Below are 23,864 nucleotides of genomic sequence, written 5' to 3'. Positions count from 1 at the left end.
TGTAATGTTCAACCTGGAGCATGGGTCATCTTTCGCCGTTTTTCCGCCTCCTCTCCTCACTGCCCCGCCGAAGCAGGTACTCGTTCCAGTCCTTGCCCTGGGCGGGTATTTGAATGGACACGGCATAGCCCTCCTGGGTGTACTCGTCCAGGAACTTCTCCGCTGCCTCCTGTCCAGGCCCATCCGCGTCCAGGCACAGGACGATCTGCTTCAGGTGGGGATTTTCCCGCAGGTAGTTGTCCAGCGGCCCCCGGTACAACCCGCACAGGGCAACGGCGTTGCTCCGCATCTGCCGGTGCAGGGTGCAGAAGCTCATCAGGTCGATGGGAGCCTCGAAAACTGCTACATGATCCAGGCCAGGGTCGCAGGGCAGGCGGAAGGCGATGTCCTTATTGCTACCAGTAACATCTCCTTTGAACCCAGGGCCATTCCGGTCATAGGTGCCGCGTTTGCTGGCGAACACCGGCTGGCCCCCTCCATCCCGGCCCACAAACACGCAGTTGTGGTGGTCGGCATCCTCATACAGTAGGCCAGCTTGGATGAAGCTCTGGATGACCTGGGGGGCGATCCCCCGTTTCCGAAGGTAGGCGAAAACGTGCCGCTGGTCTGGGGCTGCACTGGGCAGGGCAAAGGCGGGCCGTTCCTTTTTTGCTGGGGACGGCTGGTGCGGGACGGGGGAGGCTCTCGCGCGGTGACCGTTGAACTCCAGCAGGTAGCTGACCGCCTCCCGGAAGTCCTTGCCGCAGAATTCCTGCAGAAAGGTGATGGCGTCCCCACCCGTCTGGTTGGAATATCGTCTCCAGGTCCGGCGCTCTTTGATCCGAAGGCTGTCCATCTCTCTGGTGGTGTAGTAGCTGCCCACCCGCCGTACCTGATACCCCAGGTGGGTGAGCAGATCAGGCAAATCCGTTCCCTTGACGATCTCCATCTCCGTGTCTGTGAAGCGGAACCGCTCTTGCTTCTTTGTCATGATGTTTCACCTCCTTTCCGGGTCAAAAAGCGAAAAAGGCCCCCAGGACACCCCGGTTTTCCGGGATGCCCTGGGGGCCTCTCTCGTCACGATGACGTTGTGCGTTTATTCCGCCGTTTCTGTGATCCCGTCCTCATCGGACTGGCAGGTGTCCTCGCCGTCCTCTTGGGGCTGGTAGGCGTCCTCGCTGTCCCCCTGGGGCTGGTAGGTGTCCTCGCCGTCCTCCTGGGGCTGCTGGGCGTTCTCGCCGTCCTCTTGGGGCTGGTAGGCGTCCTCACCGTCCCCCTGGGGCTGCTGGGTGTCCTCGGTGTCCTCCTGGGGCTGGCAGGTGTTCTCGGCGGCGGTCAGGGCCTCCTCGATGAGACCCAGGACGAACTCCCGCTGGGTGTACTTCCGGCCCAGCCGCAGGCTCTCCCGGTCCAGGTGTGCCTTGATGCGCTGGAAGAGTTCCTCCGGAATCTGGAATGCCATCGTTCTGTTGCCATTGTTAGCCATATTCATGTTCCCTCCGTTTTCTTTCATCTGGTAGTATTCGGTGAGCAGGTTGGTGATGTACTGTGCGGTGGTCAGGCCCGCCTGATCCTTCTCGGTGCATACCCGGTCATGGAGTGTCAGGGGAATCTGAGCGCAGAGATTCTTGGTATCGGCCATCGCGTCGTTCTCCTTTCGCATTTGCTGACGCAAGTATAGATGAAAAGCCACCCGAAAGCTATTACCAATACCAATAAGGAATGGCGCACAAATGGAGCATAATCGCCAAAGGGACAAACCTGCCGCCAAAAGCAAAAGCCGCCCTCTGGCCCAGATCTATGGGGCCGGAGGGCGGCTGCGCGGTTTCTCATGTTTTTTTGAATGCTTGGGGGTTCGAATCACCTGATTTCGTAAAATGGGCCATGTGCATCTCCCAAACCGCCGTTTTCGGAGTGAGCGGACCCTCTTTTTGAAAATCTAACTTTTCTGTTCTGAATTCGCCTATTTTTTCTTTTAGACGCAAAAACACCGCACTTTCGTGCGGCGTTTTTGCTGTGCATCTTTTTTATCAACACATTTTGGAGGTGCCACCCAGATTTGAACTGGGGAGTGGAGCTTTTGCAGAGCTCTGCCTTACCACTTGGCTATGGCACCATCTGGAGCGGAACCGCTCCAAAAAATTGGAGCGAGTGACGAGGCTCGAACTCGCTACCTCCACCTTGGCAAGGTGGCGCTCTACCAGATGAGCTACACTCGCATGTTGCCTGGAGAGGGGAACCCTCTCCAGGGCTTTGTTCACTTGGTGCCTCCGGCCGGAATCGAACCAGCGACACGGGGATTTTCAGTCCCCTGCTCTACCAACTGAGCTACAGAGGCGAATGGCGACGCGGAAGGGACTTGAACCCTCGACCTCCGGCGTGACAGGCCGGCGTTCTAACCAACTGAACTACCGAGCCAGGTAGTCATGGGGGGAAGTGGTGGGAACAACAGGGCTCGAACCTGTGACCCCATGCTTGTAAGGCATGTGCTCTACCAGCTGAGCTATGCTCCCGAGTTGTGCGCCTCACTTGCGACGGCTTCGCTAGTATACTAGATTTTCAGCCCATTGTCAACAGGTAAATTGAAATTTTTTAAAAGTTTTTTTGAGCCCCTGTTTTATCCTGAAAATGGATAGACTATCTGTTTCTGCTCTATGAAATAATGAAAGAAAGCGCCGGGATATTCTTGACACAAAGCCGTGTACAGTGACATAATTAAGACGATTGTAAGCGCCTTGATATCCGCCAACTTTTACACTACGAAACAATTAGCAGCAATGCTGAGAACATGTTGGCCACGGCCAGACGAAGGAGGAGCTCCAAATGGAGAATAAGGTGAAGCGTATTGGTGTTCTGACCAGCGGCGGCGACGCTCCTGGCATGAATGCAGCCGTCCGTGCGGTCGTCCGTACCGCAGTAAGCCACGGGATCCAGTGTGTGGGTATCCGCAGAGGCTGGAACGGTCTTATTAACAGCGATTTTGTCCAGCTTGATGGCTCCAGCGTCAGCCATATCATCAATAAGGGCGGCACCATGCTCTACACCGCCCGCAGCATGGAATTCATGAATCCCGAGGGCCGTGCTAAGGCTCTGAATACCTGCAAGCTACTGGGTCTGGACGGTATTGTGGCCATCGGCGGCGACGGCACCTTCCGCGGCGCACTGGCTCTCTCCCGCCAGGCTGCTGAGGCGGGCAGCCACATCAGCGTGGTGGGCATCCCTGCCACCATCGATAACGACATCGGCTGCTCCCACTATACCATCGGCTTTGACACCGCCTGCAACACCGCCATTGAGTGTATCGATAAACTGCGCGACACCATGCAGTCCCATGAGCGCTGCTCCGTGGTTGAGGTCATGGGCCGTCACGCCGGCTATCTGGCCCTGTATGTGGGCATTGCTGTGGGCGCTACGGCCGTGCTGATCCCCGAGCGTGAAGTCGACTTCCAGGAGGACGTGGTGGAGAAGATCCGCCGTGCCCGTCTGGCCGGTTCCACCCACTACATGGTGGTAGTGGCTGAGGGCGCAGGCAGCGCCTTTGAGATCGGCAAGCGTATCCACGACGAGGTGGGTATCGATCCCCGTGTCACCGTGCTGGGCCACATTCAGCGTGGCGGCTCTCCCACCGCCCGTGACCGTGAGACCGCCAGCCGCATGGGCTACGAGGCCGTGCTGACCCTGCTGAGCAACCGGGGCAACCGCATTATCGCCACCCGGGACGGCCATATCGTGGACCTGGACATGGAGGAAGCTCTGGCCATGACCAAGCAGTTCCAGATGGACCGCTATCAGGTGCTGGAGGCACTGACCAACAACGGCGGCACGCTGCTTTGATCTTCGTATTTTTCCCTTTTTAAACCACATCTCAATTGATACAAAAAACTCCGCGCTCGCAATGAGCGCGGAGTTTTTCGTTCATGAAAGGAATCAGTCGGGGCTGATGGTGTAGTTGGGGGCCTCTTTGGTGATGTAGATATCGTGGGGGTGAGACTCCCGCAGACCGGCAGCGGTGATCTGGATGAACTGAGCCTTGGACTGCAGCTCATCAATGGTGTGGCAGCCGCAGTAGCCCATACCGGCCTTCAGTCCGCCCATGAGCTGATAGATGGTCTCGCTGGTCAGTCCCTTATAAGGCACACGGCCCTCAACACCTTCGGGAACCAGCTTCTTGTTGTTCTCCTGGAAGTAGCGGTCCTTGGAGCCGTGGTTCATGGCAGCCAGGGAACCCATGCCGCGGTAGGTCTTGAACTGACGTCCCTGATAGATTTCAGTGTCGCCGGGAGACTCCTCACAGCCCGCCAGCAGAGAGCCGATCATGACCACATTGCCGCCGGCGGCAATGGCCTTGACGATATCACCGGAGAACTTCACGCCGCCGTCGGCGATGACAGGCACACCGTACTCGGCGGCCACGCGGGCAGCGTCATAGATGGCAGTGATCTGGGGCACACCGATACCGGCCACCACACGGGTGGTACAAATAGAACCGGGGCCGATACCCACCTTCACGCAGTCAGCGCCCGCCTCAATAAGAGCCCGGGTGCCTTCGGCAGTGGCCACGTTGCCAGCAATGAGCTGTACATCGGGATACAGAGCCTTGATGCGCTTGACGGTCTCCAGCACGTTCTGGGTGTGGCCATGGGCGGAATCCAGGCCCAGCACGTCTACGCCGGCCTCAACCAGAGCGGCCACACGGTCCAGCACATCGTGGGTGGCGCCGATGGCAGCGCCTACCAGCAGGCGGCCCTTCTCGTCACGGGCAGAGTTGGGATACACCTCGGCCTTCTCGATGTCCTTGATGGTAATGAGGCCCTTCAGGTGGAAGTCCTTGTCCACGATGGGCAGCTTCTCGATCTTGTGCTTGCGCAGGATCTCCTTGGCCTCGGCCAGAGTAGTTCCTTCGGGGGCGGTGACCAGGTTCTCCTTGGTCATCACGTTGTCGATGAGCTGGCTCATGTCGGTCTCAAACTTCATATCACGATTAGTGATGATGCCGATGAGCTTGCCGTTGTCGCAGATGGGCACACCGGAGATGCGGTACTTGGCCATCAGCTCGTCGGCCTCAGCCAGAGTGTGGCCGGGAGCCAGCCAGAAGGGATTGGTGATAACGCCGTTCTCAGAGCGCTTGACCATATCCACCTGCTCAGCCTGCTGGCTGATGGACATATTCTTATGGATGATACCGATACCACCCTCACGGGCGATGGCAATGGCCATGCGGTACTCGGTAACGGTATCCATGGCGGCGCTGATGAGGGGGATATTCAGACGGATCTTTTTCGTCAGTTGGGTGTGAAGGTCCACGTCGGCGGGCAGCACATCGCTGGCCGCAGGAATGAGCAGAACATCATCAAAGGTGAGGCCCTGCTTCAGGAACTTCTGCGCAGCATCCTGATTGACCATAAGCTACAACTCCTTTTCCTTTCGTTCGCCCCAAAAAGGGGCAAATCGGCTCAAAAAACACCTGTAATAGATTTATTGTACCTGTCCTTGAATTCCTTGTCAAGGAAGCACTTCACCAAAAATCACCGAGGCCTCAAAGCGGGATTTGCCCTCCTCGTCCATACCCTGGACAAAGTGCATATTTCCCTCTTGCCCCAACTGCATTTCCAGCTCATCCCCCGGACGGCACTCCGCCAGGTAGCCGATCTGCAGCTGGGAGAGGAACTTGTCCTCCTCCAGATTCTGCATCTCCATGGCGTCACAGACAAAGTCGGCGTAGCGGCAGTTGTTCACATGGCCGTTGATATCGGTGTCACTGTACTGCATCCGGCGATGGCAGACCGGCTCCATCTCCTGGGGCAGACGCAGCTTGGTCAGCTTTTTTGTCTTGCACAGCTCTCCTCCACCGGTGTTCTGCAGCTCCTCCACACTCTCCAGCCGCAAAATCTTCCGGTCGCTGGCCCGTACCAGCACCCAGATGGATACGCACTCGCCTACCGGCTCACCGTCCACCAGCAGGTCATAGTCCCGGTACATGGTAGCCGCCCGGCCTCCCCGGTGCCAGGTACGGATGGTGAGATTTTCTCCCCAGTGCAGGGGCCGCTCCAGACGGTACCACACCCGGGTAAGCATCCAGAACGCACCGTAGCGCTTCACAATGATTTCCCGGGTAAACCCGCCGTGTTCTGCGGCCTGGGTAGCCGCCTCCTGCAGGTGTCCCAGCAGAGGTCCGGCCTTGCAGTATCCTCTTCCATCCACATCCCGGGAGTCGATGGGCAGGGTCATCTCATAAAACTGGCTCATTGGTTCTCCTTTCCACGGATCAGCAGCCGCGTTTTGCAGCAGATATCGTCAATATCGTCGGCAGTGCCGGCAGGGATACGCATCTGGGCTCCGCACTCCTTACAGATGAGGTCCACCGAGCTGTAATTGACCTGGAAGGTCCAGCTGTGACTGCCGCAGGTGCAGGAGATGCCGTCCCGGGCAGCGATATCCCGGATCTCGGAGAGGACCTCCTCCATGACCATCTCGTCCAGGAATACGCCCCGCTCCCCGCCTTCGTCCTCCAGCTTATCCAAAGCCTGTTCTAGACGGGCGGTAGCGGCGTACACCGGCCCTTCCTCGCCCACATAGCAGCAGTCCAGCCCCGACTGGGCGCAGGAGAAGGCCAGCGCTTTCTCCCGCAGGAAGGCGGTGGACGAACAGGACACCAGATGCTCCCGGCCGCAGTACAGACAGGGCACCTTCAGCCGCACCCGCTGGGGCAGAAACTCCACGTCCAACTCAGAGTGGCCGCAGGGACACTGGATGCGGGTAGGCGAGGCGGCCAGCGCGAACACGTCCTTTTCCACAATCACCGACTGGCGGCAGCGGGGACAAATATAGGATAAAAAGCGGGTCTTTTCCTGACTCATACTGGAGTTCCTCCGTTTATCTTCAAATGGTTAACTATTGTATTATACTCCACCTTGCTTTCTTTTTCCAGGGGCAGAGCATAACTTTTCCCATTCCGGAAATCCTAGCACCATCCTTGTTGCGAGGTGGCATCTATGAGCAAGAAAAAGCTGGGACAGCAGACCGTGGCTCTCTCCCATCCCCCCTCTTTTTTGACCTGCGCCAACGTGGTGGGACAGCTGGAGGGACAGGGTCCTCTGGGAAAGACCTTTGATCTCATTGACAGTGACGATACCTTTGGGGAGTCCACCTGGGAAAAGTCGGAGAGCGCCATGCAGAAAAAGGCGCTCACTCTGGCGCTGGACAAGCTGGGACAGGGTGCGTCCACTCTGGACTGGCTGTTTGCCGGAGATCTGCTGAACCAGTGTATCGGCTCCTCCTTTGCCGCCCGGGAGCAGCACATTCCCTTCTTTGGCCTGTACGGGGCCTGCTCCACCATGGGCGAAGGGCTGATTTTGGCCTCTATGGCTCTGGACGGAGACTTTGGCCGCCGGGCGGGGGTCATGGCCTCCTCCCACTTCTGTACGGCAGAGCGGCAGTACCGCACCCCTCTAGAGTACGGCAGCCAGCGCACCCCAACGGCCCAGTGGACCGTGACCGGGGCGGGCGCGGTGATTTTGGACCAGGAGGGGCCTGGGCCATATATTACCCATGTGACGCCAGGTCAGATTGTGGACAAAGGGGTCACCGACACCAATAACATGGGAGCCGCCATGACGCCCGCCGCCTACTCGACGATTTCCGCCCACCTGCGGGACACCGGCCGCTCCCCTGACTTCTATGATCTCATCGTTACCGGCGACCTGGGGGAGCTGGGCCGCACGCTGCTGCTGGAACTGTTCCAGCGGGATGGGATCGACCTGTCCGACCGCCACACCGACTGCGGCCTGCTTATTTTCGACCGGGTACGCCAGGACGTCCACGCCGGAGGCTCGGGCTGCGGCTGCTGCGCCAGCGTGCTCACCGGCTATCTGGTGGAGGGATTGCGCAGCGGCAAGTGGCAGAACATTCTCTTCTGCCCCACCGGAGCCCTCCACTCCCCTACCTCCTCCCTTCAGGGGGAGTCGGTACCGGGGATCTGCCACGCCGTGGCCTTGTCGGCCCAGCGTCCAAACACCAATTGAGAGGTGACCTTCCATGGAATACTTCAATGCTTTTTTGTGCGGCGGGCTGCTGTGCGCTCTGGGTCAGATCCTCATCGACCGCACGAAACTGACCCCCGCCAAAATTCTGGTCTGCTATGTCACCGCCGGAGTGATTTTAGGTGGCTCCGGCCTCTATCAGTACTTGGTAGATTGGGCGGGAGCTGGTGCCACCGTTCCCCTCACCGGGTTTGGCTATACCCTGGCAACAGGGGCGCGGGAAGCGGTACAGCAGCACGGCCTGCTGGGGGCTTTTATCGGGGGAGCCGCCGCCACGGCAGGCGGTGTGGCGGCCGCCATCTTCTTCGGCTTTCTGGCCGCCCTGCTGTTCAAAGCCCGGCCAAAACACTAAAAAAAGCGGTGGAGTTTTTCAAAACTCCACCGATTTTTCTTGCTTATGCGTTTGCCAGCTTCTCCCCGGCCACGGCCATCTGTTCCGCCGTCAGGTCCCAGTCCGCTCCCAGCTGGACGATCCGGTCTTTCCAGCATAGGATGTACTCCTGCCGGAATTCCCCGGCCAAATTGAGCTGATAGGCCTCCTCAGCTCCCCATGGGGTTGGATCTACCATCTGATACTGGGCATGGACGATGCTCCCATCCACATAGGTGGCTATCCGCTTCTCTTTCTCCCGGCACAGTTCCTGGAAACAGGCATCATACAAAATGGGGATATGGATTTCCACCAAGGTGTAGTTCATCCGCGGCACTTCTGTCATCTGTTCAAATCCTGTCCGGCACCGCACCTCCTTCCGGTCCAGGAACAGGGACATGTCCGTGCTGACCGTGGTGAGATACTTCTCTTCGTCCACTCCGGTCAGTTCACTGGCAGAGAGAGGGGCGCGAATCTCTTGCTCCACAGAAATTGCCCCGCTTTGAAGTCCTCGGATAAAGAGAAACATCACCGTACCGACCAAAATCATGGACAAGATCACATCTAAACTGAGGGTTATCGCACGTTTTACTCCAGCAGACGCCTTTCTGCGCTTCAAGGTTCGTTTGGTACCATTTACGGCCAAGAAAACAACCACATAGGCCAGCAGTATCCCGCCCGTTACCAATCGCATACCTGGTCTGCGTTCGGTAGCAAGCCAATACATCAATCCCAAAACGATCATTCCCAGCACCACATGCATGAGCTTGTGGCATCCCCGGGTAGGCAAAAACTCTCCCCGCTGGGCGGCGGACAACGCCCGGCGCCGCCAGGCAAGGTAGGTGATCAAATCGGTGACGCTATAAACGAACAAGCCCAGCCAACACAGCCCCATAAAGGTGGAGCCGGGAGTCGTCAGCAGTTTGATGGGCGTGTGGATCAGCGAGTAACACCAAGAACCTCCCACAAAAAAGCCCAGCACCAGGAGGATCAAATAAGCCGGCACCATCCGTCGTGCCAGCTTGCCCACCATCCGAACCTCCATCTCCGGGTCGGTCTGGATGGGCAGTGGGTCCTCCTCCTCGTTGTAAAAGACCTGCATCTGCCCCGAGGCCGCAGCCAGCTTCCACCCCGAACGCTGGCAGAACTCCTGAAAGGTATACTGCTCCTCTGTGGGCTCCGGTTCAAATTCCGAGGCCCGGGTATCGAAGGAAACCGAAAAGTGCAGCTTCTGGGGCTGGATTTCCCGGTATTTCCAACCGAAACTGGTCAGCTCCTCCAGCATCCACCCTTTTTGTGCCATCTTCTCCAGATGCTTCTCCATTCCCGTGTGGTCGTAGAAAGAAAACGGGATCCAATCTCTTCGGGTTTTCTTCATGATGCACCCTCCTCTCGGAACATGGCCTCATAGTCTTTCTGCTGCTGACAGATGCGTCGGTACTCCTCGTCCAGCCGCGCCCGCCCCTTCTCCGTTAAAATATAGCTGCGGCGGCGGCCCTCACAGCGGGTCTCCCGGATCATCTCCGCCTCCACAAACTGCTCCAACAGGTTGTAGAGGGTACCCGGTCCCACCCGGACACGTCCTCCGGTCATGGCGGGGATCTGGTCCATCACATCCATACCGCAGTTTTCCCGGCTCAGGCACAGGAGAATATAGTACATCTGCTCCGTCAACGTCTGAAACTTTGCCCGTGGCACCACCCTCACCTCTCTTATATCGAATATCGTTATTTTCACGTTCAGTATATAATCGAATATCGATATTGTCAAGAGAGAAGGCAAAGAAGGTGCAAGTTTTTTCCTTGTGTGGTATACTGGTCTCAAATATGATGGCGGCCAGAAGGCCGCCTCCATTCTGCAAGGAGGAATCCCGCCATGCTGGCCTACACCTACATAAAACAAGGTACCTTTGCCCTGATGGAGAAACCCAAGCCCACCTTGCTGGATGACCGGGACGCCATCGTCCGGGTCACCCTGTCCAGCATCTGCACCAGCGACCTGCACATCAAGCACGGCTCGGTGCCCCGGGCGGTGCCCGGCATCACGGTAGGCCACGAGATGGTGGGCGTGGTGGAGGAGGTGGGCTCCGCCGTCACCACCGTGCGCCCCGGCGACCGGGTGACCGTCAATGTGGAGACCTTCTGCGGCGAGTGCTTCTTCTGCCAGCACGGCTGGGTCAACAACTGCACCGACCCCAACGGCGGCTGGGCTCTGGGCTGCCGCATCGACGGAGGCCAGGCCGAGTATGTCCGGGTCCCTTACGCGGACCAGGGACTGAATAAAATCCCCGCTGGCGTCACCGACCAGCAGGCCCTCTTTGTGGGAGACATCCTGGCCACCGGCTACTGGGCCGCTGGCATTCCCAGATTGGCCACGAAGATACGGTGCTGGTCATCGGAGCGGGGCCTACCGGCCTGTGCACCCTCCAGTGTGTGCTGCTGAAAGAGCCAAAACAGGTCATTGTCTGCGAAAAGGACCCCCAGCGCCGCTCTTTTGTACAGGAGCACTACCCCCAGGTGCTGACCGTGGAACCGGAGCAGGCCGCAGACTTTGTCCGTGCACACAGTGCCCACGGAGGGGCCGACCGGGTACTGGAGGTGGCCGGAAGCGAGGACACCTTCACTCTGGCCTGGACCTGTGCCCGGCCCAATGCCATTGTCACCGTGGTGGCCCTGTATGACGCGCCCCAGGTGCTCCCGCTCCCGGACATGTACGGAAAAAACCTCACCTTCCAGACCGGCGGGGTGGACGGCTGCCGCTGCGGAGAGATTCTCTCCCTCATCGCCCAGGGCAAGCTGGACACCACGCCCCTCATCAGCCACACCTACCCACTCAAAGACATTGCTGCGGCCTACGATCTGTTTGAACACCGCCGGGACCATGTGATCAAAGTGGCCATTGCCCCATAAGTTTTTTATTTCCCGGGAGGGCGCTGCCCTCCCGGTTTTCAGGAGAACCTCATGACCTTTGCTCAGTTCAAAACCCAATACCACTTAAATCTTAACCCCCAGCAGGAGGAGGCCGTCCAGGCCCTCTCCGGACCGGTGCTGCTGCTGGCAGTGCCGGGCAGCGGCAAGACCACGGTGCTGGTCTCCCGCATCGGCTATCTGATTGCCCAGGGCGTGCCGCCGGAAAACATCCTCACCATGACCTACACCGTCTCCGCCGCCCGGGATATGTCCCGGCGCTTCGCCGCCTTCTTCGGCCAACCTCTGGCCGACCGGCTGGAGTTTCGCACCATCAACGGAGTGTGCAGCCGAATCATTCGGGCCTATGAGCGTACCCAGGGCCGCCAGGCCTTCCAGCTGTTGGAGGATATCGGACGCCAGGCGGCCATCATCGGAGAGATCTGCCGGCGGCAGAGCGGGGAATTTGCCTCGGAGAGCACCGTCAAGGCGGTACAGACCGCCATTACCTATGTGAAAAACAGCATGATCTCCGGCGAGGATCTGGAACAGGTAGAAGTGGAAGGGGTGGAGTTTCCTCCCATCTACCAGGAGTACTGCCGCCTGCTGCGCACCCACCAGCTGATGGACTACGACGACCAGATGATCTACGCCCACCGGATTTTAAAGCAGTTTCCTCAGCTTTTGGAGCAGTTCCGCCGCCGCTACCCCTACCTCTGTGTGGACGAGGCCCAGGACACCTCCAAAATCCAGCACGCCATTCTCCGACTGCTGGCGGGACAAAACGGCAACCTCTTTCTGGTGGGCGACGAGGACCAGAGCATCTACGGTTTTCGGGCCGCCTACCCCCAGGCCCTCACCCAATTTGAATCCATCTACCCCGGGGCAAAGGTTCTCTATCTGGAGCAGAACTACCGCTCCACTCGCCCTATTGTGGCCGCTGCTCAGAAATTTATTGAGCAAAATAAAAACCGCCGCCCCAAACACATGAAGGCGGTGCGTGGAGAGGGGCCGGCCCTGAAAGAGATCTGGGTCCAGGACCGCAGCGCCCAATACCGCTACCTGGCCCAGGTGGCCCAGGACTGCAAAGAGGAGACTGCGATCCTCTACCGGGACAACGACAGCGCCCTGCCCCTCATCGATCTACTGGAGCGTCAGGGCATCCCCTACCGCTGCCGCCAGGTGGACAGCGGTTTCTTTACCCACTGGGTGGTGCGGGATATTGTGGATATCCTTACTCTGGCCCAGGACCCCTGGGACGGAGATGCCTTCCTGCGGGTCTACTACAAGCTGGGGGCAGGGATCAGCCGGGCGGCAGCCGAACAGGCGGCGGCCCAGTGCGGTCCGGATACCTCTCCCATTCTGGAACTGGTTGCCTCGCTCCCCGGTACATCCCCCTGGACCCGCCGCCAGTGCAAGGCCCTCCAGACCCATATGGCCAACCTGCTCACCCAGCGGGCTGACCGGGGCGTGTACCGCATCGTCCACTTTATGGGATACGGTGACTATCTGGAGCAGCGGGGCATGGATCAGAGCAAAACGCAGATTCTGGAGGCTCTGGGAGCCAATGAGCCCACTCCCGGCGGCCTGCTGGAGCGGCTGGAGGTACTGCGGGAGCTGGTACGGGCTGGATCGTCTCAACATAACTGTCCCTTCGTCCTGTCCACCATCCACTCCAGTAAGGGTCTGGAGTACAAACGGGTCATTTTAATGGACGTGGCCGACGGTCTGCTGCCCAAAACGCTCCCCGGTCCCGACGCCTCCTCCCAGGAACTGGACGCCTATGAGGAGGAGCGGCGGCTCTTTTACGTGGGTATGACCCGGGCCAAGGAAGAGCTTTGGGTCATGCGTTTCCGCCGCAGTGAGCTCACCAGCCGCTTTGCCTCCTCTCTCTTCCCAAAATCCAAGGAGGAGGCCAAAAAAGCGGTTCCCCTCTCTCCCCGGGCGGTACCGGACCTGGTAGCCATAGAACAGACTTCCCGCCGCTGTGTCCCTGGCGCAGCCCTGTGCCACCGCAGCTTCGGTCCGGGTCAGGTCGTCTCCCGCTCCGGCGACATTATCTTGGTACGCTTTGCCGACGGTGTCGAGCGGCGCTTCTCCCTGTCCGCCGCCTTGCGTTTGGGGCAGTTCCAGCTGGCGGATTCGGAGGAATAAAAATTTTTCTCCGGTGAATGGATTCGCCTTCCTCAGTTGTATTGCTTATGAGGGGCAAAGAGAGCCCCAGTTTGATCGGGGAGGTTTTTGTATGAAAAAGATGATTACCATTTTGCTGGCCAGCGCCCTGGTGCTGGGCCTGCTTGTCACCGGGACTTTGGCCGCAGGCCACTTCGGACATGGTACCGGGATCTGCCAGAACTCGGTAGCATGTTACCAGGACGCGGATGGCGACGGGATCTGTGACTACCACGGCAGCAATTGCGCCTATGGGGATACCGACGGCGACGGTGTGTGCGACAATTTGGGCCAGAACTGCGGCCAGGGCCACCACGGCGGCGGCCACCACAGGGGAGGCCGCTGGAATTAACGAAGTAAAAGGGTGAGGACATGCGCAGCGAAGAGGAGGCCAACCGCGCCATCGACCGCTATGCCGATCTGGTACGGCGGCTCTGCATGGTGCATCTGAAAAATCCGGCCGACACGGAGGACATCTTTCAGACGGTTTTTCTGAAGTATGTCCTCAGCTCCGCTGTGTTTGAAAGCCCGGAACATGAGAAAGCCTGGTTTATCCGAGTGACCCTCAACGCCTGCCGGGACCTGCTGAAAAGCTTTTTTCGCAGCCGTACCGTCTCCCTGGACGAGCTGGCCGATCAGCCCGACCAGCTGTCTCAGAAGCACCGGGAGGTGCTGGAGGCCGTCCTCTCTCTGCCCGCAAAATACCGGGACGTGGTGTATCTGCACTACTATGAAGGCTACACCGCCAAAGAGATCGGCGCGATCCTGCACAAGAACACCAATACCGTCTACACTCTGCTGACCCGGGCCAGGGAACAGCTGCGCAGCACGCTGGGAGGTGAACGCATTGAACCGACCGATCCATGATGCCTTTCAGGCCGTCCAGGCCAGTCCGGAGCTGAAGAAGCGCACACGTGCCTATCTCCATGCACGGCGCACTCCCGCCCGTCCCCGCTATCGCAGCCTGCTGGCGGCGGCTGCCTGTCTGCTGGTCGTTTTTCTGGGGGCAGGCGGTGCATTGGCCTGGTTCACTCCGGTGTCCGCCGTCAGCGTGGAGGCAGGTCCTTCCTTGGAGCTGACGCTGAACCGATTTGACCGGGTACTCCAGGTCCAGGGCGACAGCACCCAGGACCAGGAGCTGGCTGACAAGCTGGAGCTCACCTACCTCAGCTACACCGATGCGCTGGAGGCCATTCTGGGCAGCCAGGAGGTATCCCAGGCCCTGGACAGCGGTACGGAGCTGGCGGTTACCGTGGCGGGACAAAACCAGCAGCACTGCCAGGACCTGATGGAAGATACTCAGTCCTGTGCGGGACACGGGAGCTGTTCCAGCGCCGACTGGTCCCAGGTCACTGCGGCCCAGAAAGAGGGGCTGTCTCTGAGCAAATATCAGATGCTGCTCCAGCTTCAAGCCCTGGATCCCTCCATCACGTCAGAACAGGTAAGCGAATGCTCCATGCACCAGCTGCGCCAGTGGCTGTCCGATCTGTCATCCGGCCAGGACGCCAGCAGTTCCTCTGACTGTGGACAGAATACCGGCAGTGATCAGGGCTTCGGCAACGGAAATTCCGGCGGTCACCACGGAAGTGAAGGCCATCATGGAGCCAGGTAATCCCTCTTTCGCCCCAATTTGGCATATGTCTCAACTTCCGATTTCCTTCTCCCTAAAAATCTGCGAATTTTCCCTTGCCTTTTTTATTTCCCTGTGATATAGTACTTCTCGCGTGAAAAGGGAGTAGTTGCAAGCCGCCTTGTCAACATCTCGATTGTCTTCGGATAATCTGGCAGGGTGGGCCCCCATATTTTGGTGGTAACAAGACTTTTCGGCAGTATTTCCATACTGCCGGAAGGTCTTTTTTGTTTCTTCCGGCACAAACTATTCCTCACAACAGAGAAAGAAAGGCGACGTGTTATGGATCAAAACTTCTTCCAAAAGACACCCAAGCAGACCTTGGAGCACCTCCAGGTCACCTCAGACGGTCTCACCAGTGCCCAGGCCACCCAGCGCCTGGCTCAGTACGGCCACAACCAGTTGGCCGAGGGCAAGAAAAAGAGCGTGCTGGCTGTCTTTGCTGAGCAGTTCAAAGACCTGCTGGTGGCTATTCTGATTGCAGCCGCCCTCATCTCCATGTTCTCCGGCAACATGGAAAGCACCCTGGTTATTTTCGCCGTGCTCATTATGAACGCCATTCTGGGCACTGTACAGTATTTTAAGGCTGAAAAGTCTCTGGAAAGCCTGAAAGCGATGAGCGCCCCCTCCGCCAAAGTGCTGCGTGACGGCCAACGCCTGGAGATTCCCAGCAATCAGGTCGTCCCCGGCGATATCATTGAGCTGGAGGCCGGTGACCTTGTGGTGGCCGACGGCCGTCTGCTGAACTGCTGGTCTCTTAAGGTAAATGAGAGTTCTCTCACCGGTGAGAGCGAAGCGGTGGAAAAGACCAATGAAGCCATTGAGGGCGAGAAGGTCGCCCTGGGCGACCAGAAGAACATGGTCTTCTCCGGCTCTCTGGTCACCTACGGCCGTGCCGTCATGGTGGTTACCGCCACCGGCATGGACACCCAGCTGGGCCGCATCGCCACCCTGATGAATCAGACTCAGCAGCGCAAGACTCCTCTGCAGAAGAACCTGGACGACTTCTCCAGCAAGCTGGCCATGGTCATCATGATCATCTGCGCCGGCGTCTTCCTCCTGTCTGTCTTCCGCAGCCACATGACCATCCTGGACTCCCTCATGTTTGCCGTGGCTCTGGCCGTTGCCGCCATCCCTGAGGCTCTCAGCTCCATCGTCACTATCGTGCTGGCCATGGGCACCCAGAAGATGGCCCGTCAGAACGCCATTATCAAGGAGCTGAAGGCGGTGGAGAGCCTGGGCTCCGTCTCCGTCATCTGCTCCGATAAGACCGGCACCCTCACCCAGAACCGCATGACCGTGCAGAACATCTGGGCCGACGGCGTCCTCACCCGCGGCACCGACCTGGAGCTGGCCAACGATGCCCAGCGCACCCTGCTGAAAATCGCTCTGCTGGACAGCGACGCCACCATGGACCACGAGACCGGCGCCTCCGTGGGCGATCCCACCGAGGTAGCCCTGGTTCAGCTGGGCGGACGCTTCGGTGTAGAGGAGCGTGCCTACCGCACCCAGCACCCCCGTCTGGCCGAGCTGGCCTTTGACTCCGACCGCAAGCTGATGAGCACCCTGCACAACACCGACGACGGTCCCACCCTGTACACCAAGGGCGCCATCGATGTGCTGCTGGACCGCTCCATCCGGCTGCTCACCGCCAACGGCCCTGTCCCCATGACTCCCGAGCTCCGCGCCCAGATCCAGCAGGTCAACCGCCAGCAGTCGGAAAATGGTCTGCGGGTGCTGGCCTTCGCCCTGCGTCCCATGAAGGAAGCCCGTCTGCTCACCCTGGAAGACGAGACCGACTACACCTTCGTGGGCCTCATCTCCATGATTGACCCGCCCCGGCCTGAGAGCATCCAGGCTGTGGCTGACGCCAAAAAGGCCGGTATCCGTACTGTCATGATCACCGGCGACCACAAGGTCACCGCCACCGCCATTGCCAAGCAGATCGGCATCTTCGGTGAGGGCGATATGTCCCTGGACGGCGTGGAGCTGGACTCCATGAGCGACGAGGAGCTGGATCAGAAGCTCCCCCACATCGCTGTCTACGCCCGAGTCTCTCCCGAGCATAAGATCCGCATCGTCACCGCCTGGCAGCGCCGTGGCTGCATCGCCGCCATGACTGGCGACGGCGTCAACGACGCCCCCGCCCTGAAGAAGGCTGACGTGGGTGTGGCCATGGGCATTACCGGCACCGAGGTAAGTAAGGATGCCGCCGCCATGATTCTGGCCGACGACAACTTCGCTACCATCGTCAAGGCGGTACTCAACGGCCGCAGCGTCTATGCCAACATCCGCAACGCCATTCAGTTCCTGCTCTCGGGCAACATGGGCGCCATTCTGGCCGTCATCTACGCCTCCATTGCCGGGCTGAGCGTCCCCTTCCAGCCGGTACACCTGCTGTTTATCAACCTGCTCACCGACAGTCTGCCCGCCATCGCCCTGGGCATGGAGCCCGCGCGTCCCGGTCTGATGGACCAGCCTCCCCGCGACCCCAATGCTTCCATGATGGATAAGCCTATGCTCACCCGGGTGTTTGGTCAGGGCCTGATGATCGGCATCGCCTCCATGGTCGCCTTCTATATCGGTCTGAACCAGTCCGGCCCCGCTCTGGCCAGCACCATGGCTTTCGCCACCCTCACCCTTGCCCGCCTGTTCCACGGCTTTAACTGCCGCGGCAAGGAGTCCATCGTCAAGCTTGGTCTGGGCAGCAACGTGTACTCCCTCATGGCCTTCGGCGTAGGTATCCTGCTGCTGGCTCTGGTGCTGTTTGTCCCCGCCATGGAGAGCCTGTTCTTGGTCTCTCCCCTCAACGGCTTTGACCTTCTGTGTGTGCTGGGCCTGGCCTTTGCTCCTACCCTGCTCATTCAGCTCACCCGCATCTTCCAGGGCCGATAAAATCCAATAGAATAAATGGTTCCCCAATTCTGACCTTTCTCATAGGTCACCCTTTAAAAACCGTTGAATAATTAGGAAAACAGGCGGACAGCTTTGCGCTGTCCGCCTGTTTTATTTTATGCCGGGTGGCCTTTGCCCCCCATATAGAGACCACTGAGGTTGTCCTCCTCCAGCTTTGCGATAAGCCGCAGCATCGGGATGGGGGTGTCTGTATCCAAGCAGTCCTGCGCTTCCTTATTGTCACACCCGGTCCATAGACAATCCTTCTTTTCCAAACCGGCCGTTATCCCCGGAGGCTGGAAACGTTCATTTTTTGTTCACGAAAAACACTGCCGTAATTAAGCTTCAATTATGTTTTGGTTTTTACACTGGTTTTACAATATCCAAACAAGGAGGCCTCGCCTGTGAAGAACCAAATGACCTTTCAACGATATGAATTCAAATATTTGATGGATTACCGTCAGCTGAAAGCCGTACTGACTGCTATGGATCCCCATATGGTACCCGACGAGTACAGCCACAGCTCGATCCAGAATCTTTATCTGGATACACCGAATTACCGGCTTATTCGCCGCAGTCTGGAGAAACCCATCTACAAAGAAAAACTCCGTGTGCGCAGCTACGGTCAGGCTGGAGAACACGATCCGGTGTTTATGGAACTAAAAAAGAAGTACCTCTCGGTGGTGTATAAACGTCGCATCTCCATTCCACAGGATCAGGCGATGGCATGTATCGACGGGAGGCGGCCCTGGCAGAATAGTCAAATCGGCAGAGAGTTGGCCTATACCATGGACTTTTATCAGGCTCTGCGTCCGGCGGTGTTCCTCTCCTATGAGCGGGACTCCTTTCGCGGGGTAGAGGACGAGGAGCTTCGGATAACCTTTGACAGCGAAATCCGATACCGTCAGGAGGAGCTGACGCTGGATTCCGATACATGGGGGATACCCATCCTGCCGCCTGGCCAGGTACTCATGGAATTGAAGGTGGCCGGAGGCCTGCCCCTGTGGATGGCACACGTTCTTTCGGAGCAAGGGATCTTCAAGACCTCTTTTTCCAAATACGGTGCTGCCTATCAGGACATTATGCTCAACAGACAGAGAGATTAACTATTAAGTGTCAACCCTAAAAATGAATGGATGTGGTAAAACGGCAGATGGTTCAAAAAGGGTATAGCAAAGCAGGAGCTCGTTAGAACCCCAGTGCTGGCTATCAAGAGGAATTTACGTTGCCGAGCAGTACGGCTGCCTGGATTTCTCCATAGCAAAAATAAGCCGCACCAGCTTCTTGGCAGCGTGAGAAAGCGCAATGTTGTAATGTTTGCCCTCCGCCCGCTTTTTTGCAAGGTATGCAGCAAAGGTTGGGGCCCATAGCCACCCTGTAAAAAGGAGATGATACGATGAAACAAACAAAGCGCGGACTTACCGCCGTTTTGCTGTGTGGCCTGCTGGTTCTCAGCGGCTGCGGAGCACAGAACACAGCGCAGGACACGTCCAATACAGGAACCGTTTCCTCTGAGGATATGACGGCCACCACAGTATCCACCATCGACACAGCCGAAATATTCAGTGACCGGGATCTGGCAGGAACCTATGACGAGAGCGAGGCTATTGACATACAACTGAATGGAAACACCGCCTCCTGCGATTCCAATTCCGTTGTCATCGACGGCGGTACTATCACCATCACGCCGAGGGGATCTACCGCATTTCGGGTACTCTTACGGATGGACAAATCGTGGTAGACGCCGGCGATACTGAAAAGGTTCAACTGGTGCTGGCGGGAGCAGACATTACCAGCTCCACCTCCGCTGCCATCTACGCTTTAGAGGCTGACAAGGTCTTCATTACTTCAGCGGAGAACACGGAGAATACCCTGACCAACGGTGGGGAGTATATTGCTATCGATGACAATAATATCGATGCAGTAATCTTTGCCAAAACTGACCTAACCCTCAATGGCTCCGGCAGCCTGACCATCAACGCCCAGGCCGGTCATGGCGTCGTATCCAAGGACGACCTGCTCATTACCGGTGGAAACTATACCATCACCTCCGCCAGCCACGGCCTGTCAGGCAAAGACTGTGTCGCCATTGCAGACGGTGTTTTGACCATTACCTCTGGTAAGGACGGTATCCATGCGGAGAACAGCGACGATCTCACTTTAGGATGGCTCTATATCAAGGATGGCAGCTTCACCATCCTCTCTCAGGGAGATGCCGTCAGTGCCATGGGAGCCCTTCAGATTGACGGCGGCACCTTTAATCTATCTACCGGAGAGGGCAGTGCCAGCGTAGAGATGACCAGCAGTGACCAGTTTGGCGGCGGCCAGCGGGGCGGCTGGACGAACCAGACCACCACTTCCACCACCCAGACGGAAGAGGATTCCACCAGCCAGAAGGGTATCAAAGGTGAGAACACCTATGCCATCAACGGCGGCACTTTCACCATCGACAGCGCAGATGACTGCCTTCATTCGGGAGGAGAAATGGCGATTGCCGCGGGAGAGTTTACCCTGAGCAGCAGAGATGATGCCATCCACTGCGATGACGCCCTCACCATTCAAAGCGGCACCTTTACCATCCCCTACTGCTATGAAGGCATTGAAGGTCTGTCTATCACCATTGAGGACGGTGTGTTTGATATTACATCCAATGACGACGGCCTCAACGCCGGCGGTGGGGCAGACAGCTCTGGCTTTAGCGGATTTGGCGCCCGACAGCAGGACACATTTACCGCCAGCTCCAACTGCTTTATTATGATTAACGGCGGTACATTTACCATCGTATCCACCGGTGACTGCGTGGACTCCAACGGCAGTCTTACCATCAACGGCGGTACACTGGCTCTCACCTGCAACGGCAGCGGAAACACCGCTATTGATTGTGACGGTGCCTATGCCAACAACGGCGGCGATATTACCACCAACGATGGCTCGGAGACCAACCCCGGCCAGATGAGCGGCGGCCGCGGCGGAATGGGCAACCAAGCCGGTACAGATGGCCGCGGTGGTGTGCGTGGTCAAGATAGTACGGCAGCCTCGGGAGAACTGGGGCAAACATCTGGGACATAATTCTGCACAGACTCTATCTGACAAGATGGCCAACATTCATGCATGTGCTGTCCCGCATGCTTTAATTTCCCTCATACATAGTACTAAGCCCCATAGGTTCACATTGTACCTATGGGGCTACATATTTGAGATCTATTTTATTTCTGCCAGAGATCGGGATACTTTTCCTGGGCAATTTGGACCACCACACGGTCAAAGAGCACCAGGATCACCTGCATGTCGTGCTCCTGCAAAAAGGCCTGAATGGTCTCTACTGCCACTTCCAGGGCCTGGTCTTTGGGATATCCATACACCCCAGCAGAGATCAGTGGGAAGGCCACCGAGGCACACCCTTTCTCCCAGGCCAGCTTCAGGCTGGTACGGTAACAGGAGACCAGCTTCTCCCGCTCACCCCGCTGCCCGCCATGCCAGATGGGCCCCACGGTGTGGATCACATACCGGCAGGGCAGCTGGTAGGCCTGGGTAACTTTGGCCTCTCCCGTCTCACAACCGCCCAAGGTTCGGCACTCCGCCAGCAGCTCCGGCCCGGCGGCCCGGTGAATGGCGCCGTCCACGCCGCCTCCCCCCAGCAGAGAACGGTTGGCGGCATTGACGATGGCATCCACCTTCAACTTGGTAATATCCGCCTTCTGCATTTCCAGGGACATATCCCCACCTCCTGTTATGATGTTAGGATCATTGTATCCCATTCTCTCTCAAAAGACAACCAGCGCAAGAAAAGGCCGGAGAACTTCCCCAGGAAGCTCTCCGGCCTTTTGTTCTTATATCGTTACGTCATTAAGCGTGGTGCTTGACGCCCAGGTTCTCAGACTGGAAAGCCCACAGCATACCAACCACGATAACCAGCATCCCAGCAACGCTGAGCACATCATTCAGGACCATTTTGCTCAACTCCTTTCTCCTTATGTCACTAGCATAGTCGGAGAGCTGAAAACAGTCAATGTACGATATTACAATCTCTTCCATGGAAAATACAGGCTGTTTTGTGCACATTTTCAGTTATTTTCAATAATGGTATAAATCCAACTATTTTAATCAATTTATATCACATTTTTAACATTTTCTTAGCGATAAATTATATTTTCCCTATGCATTCCAACATTGCATGGATCAGTGTTTTTTATATCTTGTGGGATATGTGATATATAAAAATCGGGACGCCGCGTTCTGCGGCGTCCCGATAAAACAGGGTTTTGTTTAAACTTACAGCTCAGGCGCCTGGTCCTCTTCCACGGACTCAGACTCCAGTTCCATAGCGCCCTCCTCGAAGAGCAGCTCTTCCCCGGCGTCCTCGCTTTCGTGAGCCTCCAGAGCGTCGGCCACAATGCCGCCGTCCTGAGCGGTGAGGTTGCCCTCGTCGTCGAAGGTATCAAACTTGCGGTACTGAGTCAGACCGGAACCGGCAGGGATCAGCTTACCGATGATCACGTTCTCCTTCAGGCCCAGCAGGTGGTCCACCTTACCCTTGATAGCAGCCTCGGTGAGCACCTTGGTGGTCTCCTGGAAGGAGGCGGCGGACAGGAAGGACTCGGTGGCCAGAGAGGCCTTGGTGATACCCATGAGCAGACGGGTGCATGTGGGCAGACGCAGCTCCTCGCCCATCTCGTTCTTCTCGCCGGCAGCGATGCGGTCCTTGACCGCCTGCTCAGCATCCAGGAACTCGATGATGTCGATGGTGGAACCGGACAGCAGATCGGAATCGCCGGCGTCCTCCACACGGACCTTCCGCATCATCTGACGGACAATAACCTCGATGTGCTTATCGTTGGTGTCAACGCCCTGCTGACGGTACACCTTCTGAACCTCGCGGATCAGATAGTTATGACAGTCGGACAGGCCGCGGATACGCAGCACCTCGTGGGGAGACAGAGCGCCCTCGGTGAGCTGGAAGCCCTTCTCCACGGTGTCGCCGTCCTTGACCTTGATACCGGCAGAGTAAGGCAGAGCGTAGGTCACCACCTCGCCGTCGTTGGCGGTGATGGTCAGGTTGCACATGACGTTGCGCTTGGTCTCCTCGATGGTCACGCGGCCACCAATCTCGGCCAGCTGGGCCATCTTCTTGGGCTTGCGGGCCTCGAAGAGTTCTTCGACTCGGGGAAGACCCTGGGTGATATCGCCGCCGGCTACGCCGCCGGTGTGGAAGGTACGCATGGTCAGCTGGGTACCGGGCTCACCGATGGACTGAGCAGCGATGATACCAACGGCCTCGCCGGCGCCCACAGGCTCGCCGATGGCCAGGTTGATGCCGTAGCACTTGGCGCACACACCGCTGCGGGCGCGGCAGGTGAGTACGGAGCGGATCTTGACGGCGTGGATGCCGTGGGCCTCCAGGACCTCAGCATTCTCCTTGCGGAGCATGGTGTCCTTGGTGAAGAGCAGCTCGCCGGTCTCAGGATCGACGATATCCGCGGTGGCATAGCGGCCATGGATACGCTCAGCGAAGGTCTCAATGACCTGGCCGTGCTCTTCGATCTCGCTGACCATGATACCATCGTCGGTACCACAGTCGTCCTCGCGGATGATGACCTCCTGGGAGACGTCAACCAGACGACGGGTCAGGTAACCAGAGTCGGCGGTACGCAGAGCGGTATCGGCCATGCCCTTTCGGGCGCCTCGGGAGGAGATGAAGTACTCCAGTACGGAAAGGCCTTCACGGAAGTTGGCCTTGATGGGGATCTCGATGGTACGGCCGGAGGTATCGGCCATCAGGCCACGCATACCGGCCAGCTGACGGATCTGAGCCATACTACCACGGGCGCCGGAATCAGCCATCATGAAGATAGGATTGTAGCGGTCCATGGACT

General features: G+C 58.0%; 21 protein-coding genes, 5 tRNA genes and 3 pseudogenes. 13 read left to right on the top strand and 16 right to left on the bottom strand.

Features of this window, described 5'->3' with window-relative positions; genetic code table 11:
• Window positions 1–25 precede the first annotated feature (25 nt).
• From ACLTXB_RS05745 to ACLTXB_RS05715, 7 genes are all read right to left on the bottom strand, one after another.
• Entirely contained in the window at window positions 26–970 is a 945-nt protein-coding gene (locus ACLTXB_RS05745) for a toprim domain-containing protein (protein WP_428226340.1), read from the bottom strand.
• A 105-nt stretch (window positions 971–1,075) separates the two neighbouring features.
• Window positions 1,076–1,621: a translation initiation factor 2 gene (locus ACLTXB_RS05740; protein ID WP_428226339.1), complete on the bottom strand. Its 546-nt coding sequence runs from the start codon at window positions 1,619–1,621 to the stop codon at window positions 1,076–1,078.
• A gap of 399 nt (window positions 1,622–2,020) precedes the next feature.
• Window positions 2,021–2,095, bottom strand: a tRNA-Cys gene (locus ACLTXB_RS05735).
• A gap of 27 nt (window positions 2,096–2,122) precedes the next feature.
• Window positions 2,123–2,198, bottom strand: a tRNA-Gly gene (locus tag ACLTXB_RS05730).
• Between the two features lie 43 nt (window positions 2,199–2,241).
• Window positions 2,242–2,317: transfer RNA gene (locus tag ACLTXB_RS05725), tRNA-Phe, on the bottom strand.
• Window positions 2,318–2,320: 3 nt separating this feature from the next.
• A tRNA-Asp gene (locus ACLTXB_RS05720) sits at window positions 2,321–2,397 on the bottom strand.
• A gap of 19 nt (window positions 2,398–2,416) precedes the next feature.
• A tRNA-Val gene (locus tag ACLTXB_RS05715) sits at window positions 2,417–2,492 on the bottom strand.
• Window positions 2,493–2,802: 310 nt separating this feature from the next.
• On the opposite strand from ACLTXB_RS05715, the gene pfkA reads away from it, so the two are divergent.
• Window positions 2,803–3,813 (top strand): 6-phosphofructokinase, encoded by a 1,011-nt coding sequence (pfkA, locus tag ACLTXB_RS05710; RefSeq protein ID WP_008981859.1) that lies wholly within the window; start codon window positions 2,803–2,805, stop codon window positions 3,811–3,813.
• A gap of 93 nt (window positions 3,814–3,906) precedes the next feature.
• Here the strand turns inward: pfkA and guaB are convergent, their stop codons facing one another.
• The 3 genes from guaB to ACLTXB_RS05695 all read right to left on the bottom strand — a co-directional run bounded on the left by guaB (window position 3,907) and on the right by ACLTXB_RS05695 (window position 6,836).
• The gene (gene guaB, locus ACLTXB_RS05705; protein WP_008981858.1) at window positions 3,907–5,382 is read right to left on the bottom strand and encodes an IMP dehydrogenase; all 1,476 of its coding nucleotides are present in this window, start codon (window positions 5,380–5,382) and stop codon (window positions 3,907–3,909) included.
• Between the two features lie 99 nt (window positions 5,383–5,481).
• The gene (locus ACLTXB_RS05700) at window positions 5,482–6,225 is read right to left on the bottom strand and encodes an acyl-[acyl-carrier-protein] thioesterase (RefSeq protein WP_428226338.1); all 744 of its coding nucleotides are present in this window, start codon (window positions 6,223–6,225) and stop codon (window positions 5,482–5,484) included.
• A complete protein-coding gene (locus ACLTXB_RS05695; protein WP_110440124.1) occupies window positions 6,222–6,836 on the bottom strand; it encodes a hypothetical protein in 615 nt (204 codons plus the stop codon). Before ACLTXB_RS05695 ends, ACLTXB_RS05700 begins: the two co-directional genes overlap by 4 nt.
• 135 nt (window positions 6,837–6,971) lie before the next feature.
• Here ACLTXB_RS05695 and spoVAD point away from each other — a divergent pair, with 135 nt between their 5' ends.
• Together spoVAD and spoVAE are read left to right on the top strand one after the other, a co-directional pair.
• Window positions 6,972–8,000: a stage V sporulation protein AD gene (gene spoVAD, locus ACLTXB_RS05690; protein WP_110440123.1), complete on the top strand. Its 1,029-nt coding sequence runs from the start codon at window positions 6,972–6,974 to the stop codon at window positions 7,998–8,000.
• 13 nt (window positions 8,001–8,013) lie between these two features.
• A complete protein-coding gene (gene spoVAE / locus ACLTXB_RS05685) occupies window positions 8,014–8,370 on the top strand; it encodes a stage V sporulation protein AE (RefSeq protein ID WP_008981854.1) in 357 nt (118 codons plus the stop codon).
• A gap of 43 nt (window positions 8,371–8,413) precedes the next feature.
• Here spoVAE and ACLTXB_RS05680 read toward each other — a convergent pair whose 3' ends face one another.
• Both ACLTXB_RS05680 and ACLTXB_RS05675 read right to left on the bottom strand, forming a co-directional pair.
• Window positions 8,414–9,766: a DUF2812 domain-containing protein gene (locus tag ACLTXB_RS05680; RefSeq protein ID WP_428226337.1), complete on the bottom strand. Its 1,353-nt coding sequence runs from the start codon at window positions 9,764–9,766 to the stop codon at window positions 8,414–8,416.
• Window positions 9,763–10,050 carry a PadR family transcriptional regulator gene (locus ACLTXB_RS05675; protein ID WP_428226336.1) on the bottom strand — a complete coding sequence of 96 codons (288 nt, stop codon included), beginning with the start codon at window positions 10,048–10,050 and terminating at the stop codon, window positions 9,763–9,765. The genes ACLTXB_RS05680 and ACLTXB_RS05675 overlap by 4 nt, the downstream gene beginning before the upstream one ends.
• Before the next feature lie 213 nt (window positions 10,051–10,263).
• On the opposite strand from ACLTXB_RS05675, the gene ACLTXB_RS05670 reads away from it, so the two are divergent.
• The 7 genes from ACLTXB_RS05670 (at window position 10,264) to ACLTXB_RS05640 (ending at window position 17,991) form a co-directional block, all read left to right on the top strand.
• Window positions 10,264–10,830, top strand: coding sequence for an alcohol dehydrogenase catalytic domain-containing protein (locus ACLTXB_RS05670; RefSeq protein ID WP_428226335.1), 567 nt, complete (start codon window positions 10,264–10,266; stop codon window positions 10,828–10,830).
• Window positions 10,773–11,297 (top strand): zinc-binding dehydrogenase, encoded by a 525-nt coding sequence (locus ACLTXB_RS05665; RefSeq protein WP_428226334.1) that lies wholly within the window; start codon window positions 10,773–10,775, stop codon window positions 11,295–11,297. The genes ACLTXB_RS05670 and ACLTXB_RS05665 overlap by 58 nt, the downstream gene beginning before the upstream one ends.
• 51 nt (window positions 11,298–11,348) lie before the next feature.
• Window positions 11,349–13,448 (top strand): ATP-dependent helicase, encoded by a 2,100-nt coding sequence (locus tag ACLTXB_RS05660; RefSeq protein ID WP_428226333.1) that lies wholly within the window; start codon window positions 11,349–11,351, stop codon window positions 13,446–13,448.
• 91 nt (window positions 13,449–13,539) lie between these two features.
• Window positions 13,540–13,818 carry a hypothetical protein gene (locus tag ACLTXB_RS05655; protein WP_428226332.1) on the top strand — a complete coding sequence of 93 codons (279 nt, stop codon included), beginning with the start codon at window positions 13,540–13,542 and terminating at the stop codon, window positions 13,816–13,818.
• Between the two features lie 20 nt (window positions 13,819–13,838).
• Window positions 13,839–14,333 (top strand): RNA polymerase sigma factor, encoded by a 495-nt coding sequence (locus ACLTXB_RS05650; RefSeq protein WP_428226331.1) that lies wholly within the window; start codon window positions 13,839–13,841, stop codon window positions 14,331–14,333.
• A complete protein-coding gene (locus ACLTXB_RS05645) occupies window positions 14,314–15,078 on the top strand; it encodes an anti-sigma-I factor RsgI family protein (protein WP_428226330.1) in 765 nt (254 codons plus the stop codon). Before ACLTXB_RS05650 ends, ACLTXB_RS05645 begins: the two co-directional genes overlap by 20 nt.
• Window positions 15,079–15,378: 300 nt before the next feature.
• The gene (locus tag ACLTXB_RS05640; RefSeq protein ID WP_428226329.1) at window positions 15,379–17,991 is read left to right on the top strand and encodes a cation-translocating P-type ATPase; all 2,613 of its coding nucleotides are present in this window, start codon (window positions 15,379–15,381) and stop codon (window positions 17,989–17,991) included.
• A 116-nt stretch (window positions 17,992–18,107) separates the two neighbouring features.
• On the opposite strand, the gene ACLTXB_RS05635 is transcribed toward ACLTXB_RS05640, so the two are convergent.
• Window positions 18,108–18,266: a hypothetical protein gene (locus ACLTXB_RS05635; RefSeq protein WP_428226328.1), complete on the bottom strand. Its 159-nt coding sequence runs from the start codon at window positions 18,264–18,266 to the stop codon at window positions 18,108–18,110.
• A gap of 129 nt (window positions 18,267–18,395) precedes the next feature.
• Here ACLTXB_RS05635 and ACLTXB_RS05630 point away from each other — a divergent pair, with 129 nt between their 5' ends.
• Window positions 18,396–19,097, top strand: a complete 702-nt coding sequence (locus tag ACLTXB_RS05630) for a polyphosphate polymerase domain-containing protein (RefSeq protein WP_428226327.1) — start codon at window positions 18,396–18,398, stop codon at window positions 19,095–19,097.
• A gap of 114 nt (window positions 19,098–19,211) precedes the next feature.
• Here the strand turns inward: ACLTXB_RS05630 and ACLTXB_RS05625 are convergent.
• Window positions 19,212–19,358: pseudogene (locus ACLTXB_RS05625) on the bottom strand (IS110 family transposase); the annotation flags it as partial.
• A gap of 29 nt (window positions 19,359–19,387) precedes the next feature.
• Between ACLTXB_RS05625 and ACLTXB_RS05620 the strand changes: the two are divergent.
• Together ACLTXB_RS05620 and ACLTXB_RS05615 are read left to right on the top strand one after the other, a co-directional pair.
• Complete coding sequence (locus tag ACLTXB_RS05620; protein WP_428226326.1) at window positions 19,388–19,732, top strand: hypothetical protein; 345 nt, start codon at window positions 19,388–19,390, stop codon at window positions 19,730–19,732.
• On the top strand, window positions 19,726–21,060 hold the full coding sequence (locus ACLTXB_RS05615) for a carbohydrate-binding domain-containing protein (protein WP_428226325.1): 1,335 nt from the start codon (window positions 19,726–19,728) through the stop codon (window positions 21,058–21,060). Before ACLTXB_RS05620 ends, ACLTXB_RS05615 begins: the two co-directional genes overlap by 7 nt.
• A gap of 149 nt (window positions 21,061–21,209) precedes the next feature.
• Here the strand turns inward: ACLTXB_RS05615 and ACLTXB_RS05610 are convergent.
• Window positions 21,210–21,707, bottom strand: a pseudogene (locus tag ACLTXB_RS05610) (O-acetyl-ADP-ribose deacetylase); the annotation flags it as partial.
• A gap of 556 nt (window positions 21,708–22,263) precedes the next feature.
• A pseudogene (locus tag ACLTXB_RS05605) lies at window positions 22,264–23,864 on the bottom strand (DNA-directed RNA polymerase subunit beta'); the annotation flags it as partial.

It is taken from the genome of Flintibacter sp. (genome assembly GCF_046973065.1).
Note: the sequence above shows the minus strand (reverse complement) of the source record. Positions and strands in the feature narration are given on the sequence as shown.